Source organism: Paenibacillus sp. P22, from assembly GCF_000469945.2.
GTDB lineage: Bacteria > Bacillota > Bacilli > Paenibacillales > Paenibacillaceae > Paenibacillus_O > Paenibacillus_O humicus.
In genome coordinates, this window is the sequence record NZ_CBRA020000268.1 from 1 (window position 1) to 3,264 (window position 3,264).

Annotated in this window: 5 protein-coding genes; all 5 read left to right on the plus strand. The window is 58.9% G+C overall.

All coding sequences use genetic code 11. The annotated features are described in order from the left end of the window. The first annotated feature begins 350 nt into the window (after positions 1 to 350). Complete coding sequence (locus tag BN871_RS25425) at positions 351 to 644, plus strand: diacylglycerol kinase family protein (RefSeq protein WP_083436660.1); 294 nt, start codon at positions 351 to 353, stop codon at positions 642 to 644. Between the two features lie 45 nt (positions 645 to 689). Then, positions 690 to 1,133 (plus strand): cytidine deaminase, encoded by a 444-nt coding sequence (cdd, locus tag BN871_RS25430; RefSeq protein ID WP_048749905.1) that lies wholly within the window; start codon positions 690 to 692, stop codon positions 1,131 to 1,133. Position 1,134: 1 nt separating this feature from the next. Then, a complete protein-coding gene (gene era, locus BN871_RS25435; protein ID WP_048749906.1) occupies positions 1,135 to 2,076 on the plus strand; it encodes a GTPase Era in 942 nt (313 codons plus the stop codon). A gap of 108 nt (positions 2,077 to 2,184) precedes the next feature. Beyond that, positions 2,185 to 2,352: a YqzL family protein gene (locus BN871_RS27240; protein WP_083436658.1), complete on the plus strand. Its 168-nt coding sequence runs from the start codon at positions 2,185 to 2,187 to the stop codon at positions 2,350 to 2,352. Between the two features lie 98 nt (positions 2,353 to 2,450). Further along, positions 2,451 to 3,264: DNA repair protein RecO (gene recO / locus BN871_RS25440; protein ID WP_083436659.1), on the plus strand; the 814-nt coding region annotated here is incomplete at its 3' end.

Sequence of the window (3,264 nt, forward strand, 5' to 3'; positions counted from 1 at the left end):
GTCGAGCTCGGAGCGGCAGCAGGTGCCGAGGTCGGTGCTGAAGCATCGGCGCGCATCGTTCCTACGTCTACGCCGGATAACGGAATCTAACGGAACGGAAACGCTGAATTTCTATCGCGATACAACGAAGAGATCCGCTTGCCAGCGGGTCGGCTCCACGTAGCGGTCATGCCGCGGCCGCACCAGCTCCAGATACTCCCTGACCGTTTCCTCCTGCGTGTATTTGCCGCTCTTGAACTTGCCGAGCCTGGACTTATTTTATCCTTCGATTGTTAGAAGAGGATTAAGAATTATTAATGGAAGACGCTTTTGTGTCCCGGAAAAGGTTTTATTCTATTGTCGGATGGGTAATGATGGAGGAAGGTGCCGGGCCGCGTGGGACTTGGGCCTTGGCTTCCTGCCTTGGACTCAAGCGGACGGAGTGGGCGCTGCTGCTGCTGGTATCCGCCCTCGTGCTGGCAGCGGAGCTGATCAATACCGCCATCGAGAGGGCGGTCGACCTGGCTTGCGGCGGCGAGCTTCATCCGCTGGCCAAGCTGGCGAAGGATACGGCATCCGGCGCGGTGCTGGTCTGCGCGGCAGCGGCAGCGGCGGTCGGCATCATCATCATGGGGCCGCCGCTGTGGCGGCTGCTCGTGACATAAGAAGAACCGGGGTTATATTCCCCCATAAGGAGATTAGGAAGCTAGATGAAGGCAGATCCGGTAATTGAGCAACTGAGTGAGCAGCTGTATGAATCGGCGCGCGAAGCGATGAGCAGGGCATACGTACCTTATTCCCATTTTCAGGTCGGAGCCGCGTTGCTCGATGAGCATGGCCATATTCATCTTGGCTGCAACATTGAAAATGGCGCCTACAGCCCCGGCAACTGCGCGGAGCGCACCGCGTTGTTCCGCGCCGTCGCCGACGGCTGCGCGCCGAAAAGCTTCAAGGCGATTCTTGTCATCGGCGATACGCCGGGGCCGATCTCGCCATGCGGCGTATGCCGCCAAGTGCTGTCGGAGCTGTGCGCTCCGGACATGCCGGTCATCATGACCAATCTGTCCGGCTCCAGAAGCGTCATGACGGTTGCCGAGCTTCTGCCCGGCGCTTTCTCTCTGGAAGAGAGCCGGAACAAGAAGGAGGACAACTAAGATGGCAGGTGGAGCAGCAGGCAAAGGTCCCGATAGCACCGGCAAGGGAAATAAAGGATTCCGCTCGGGATTCGTCGCGATCGTAGGCCGTCCGAATGTCGGCAAATCGACTCTCATGAACCATATGATCGGACAAAAAATCGCGATCATGTCCGACAAGCCTCAGACGACGCGCAACAAGATCCATGGCGTGCTGACTCGCGAAGGCTCGCAGATCGTATTCCTGGACACTCCAGGCATCCATAAGCCTCAATCCAAGCTGGGCGACTATATGATCAAGGCAGCCGAAGGAGCGCTGTCCGAGGTCGAGGCGGTCCTGTTCCTGATCGACGTCTCCGAAGGAATCGGCGGCGGCGACCGTTTCATCATCGAACGGCTGAAATCGGTCAAAACGCCGGTATTTCTGATCTTGAACAAAATCGACAAGGTCGAGCCGGAGAAGCTGCTCGAGACGATCGTCCAGTACAAGGACCTGTACGATTTTGCCGAGATCGTTCCGATCTCCGCGCTTCAAGGCAGCAACGTCGACCGGCTTCTGGAGCAGCTGGAGCGCTACTTGCCGGAGGGACCGCAATATTATCCCGCCGATCAGGTCACCGACCACCCGGAACAGTTCGTCTGCGCCGAAATGGTGCGCGAGAAGATTCTCCAGATGACGCGCGAAGAAGTGCCGCATTCCATCGCCGTCACGATCGAGGACATGAAAGTCCAGGAAAACGGCGTCGTTCAGATCGGAGCCGTCATCTTCGTCGAGCGGGATTCGCAGAAAGGCATCATTATCGGCAAGCAAGGCGCGATGCTCAAGGAAGTCGGCAAGCGCGCGCGCCGGGATATCGAAGCGCTGCTGGGCTCCAAGGTATTCCTGGAGCTGTGGGTCAAGGTCAAGAAGGACTGGCGCAACCAGGACCGCGTGCTCAAGGACCTCGGCTATCGCAGCGAATGAATTCCTGCATGGAATTGTCAGCATAGCCGACGCTCCTTTATCGCATTCTAAAGAGGACGACGCCTGCGGGGGCGTTTTCCACTTCGAGAGGCGAAAGGGTGTTGCTTCATGCGGGATTTTTCGTGGACCTATTTTGCGCGGACCGGTGATGTAGAGTCATTTCTGCTTTACAAGGAAGTGGATCAGCTTCGCGAGGCATCCGGCACAGCCGGAATGGCCGCCGCGGCGGAAGCTGCCGAAGAAACGGGAGAGGCGGAGCAGGCTGCCATCTTCTGACTTCCGGCAGCATGAGCAGGTCCGGAGCGAGCGCTCCGGACCTTTTGCATGCGGAGAGTCCGAGGATTCCCTCCGATGGGCGAAAGGGGATGGTGTCCATGCTGTACCGAGTCGAAGGGATTGTGATCCGCAGCACGGATTACGGGGAAGGCAACAAGATCGTGACGCTGCTGACGGATACGGTCGGCAAGGTCGGGGTCATGGCGCGGGGAGCAAAGAAGGTCAGAAGCCGGCATACATCGCTCGTCCAGCCGTTTACATATGGGGAATTCGTTTTTTTTCGCAATGCGGGATTGGGAACGTTGAATGCCGGGGAGATCATGGAATCAAACCATCGGCTGCGGGAGGATCTGGATTTGTCGGCTTATGCCGCGTATGCGGCCGAGCTGTGCGACAGAGCCTTCCAGGACGAAGAGGCCGGAGCCTATCTGTTCCATCAGCTCAAGGCCTGCTACGACGGGCTTCGGGAAGGGAAGGATCCGGCGGTCGTCATTCATCTGTTTGAAATGAAAATTCTCGAAGCAGCCGGATACGGCCCGCAGCTGTTTCAGTGCATCAATTGCGGATCGGACCAGGGACCGTTCCGGCTCAGTGCGGATGGGGGCGGAATTCTCTGCCGCCGCTGCCATGGCAGGGACCCGCGGGCGATTCCGCTCGAGGAGGGGACGCTGCGGCTGCTTCGGCTCTTGTCGGCTATCGACATGCGCAGGCTCGGCAATATCCAGGTTCGTCCCGAAACGAGCAAGCAGTTGAAGACGGCGCTGCGCGTTCTGATGGACACGCATCTCGATCTTCGGCTGAAATCGCGTTCCTTCCTGGATTCGCTGGAGCGGTTCGCTCCGGATCCGGCGGCGCCGGCCGTTCCGCGCCGGCGGATGCCAGCGCCCGAGTCTGCCGAGGACAGTCCGTCTG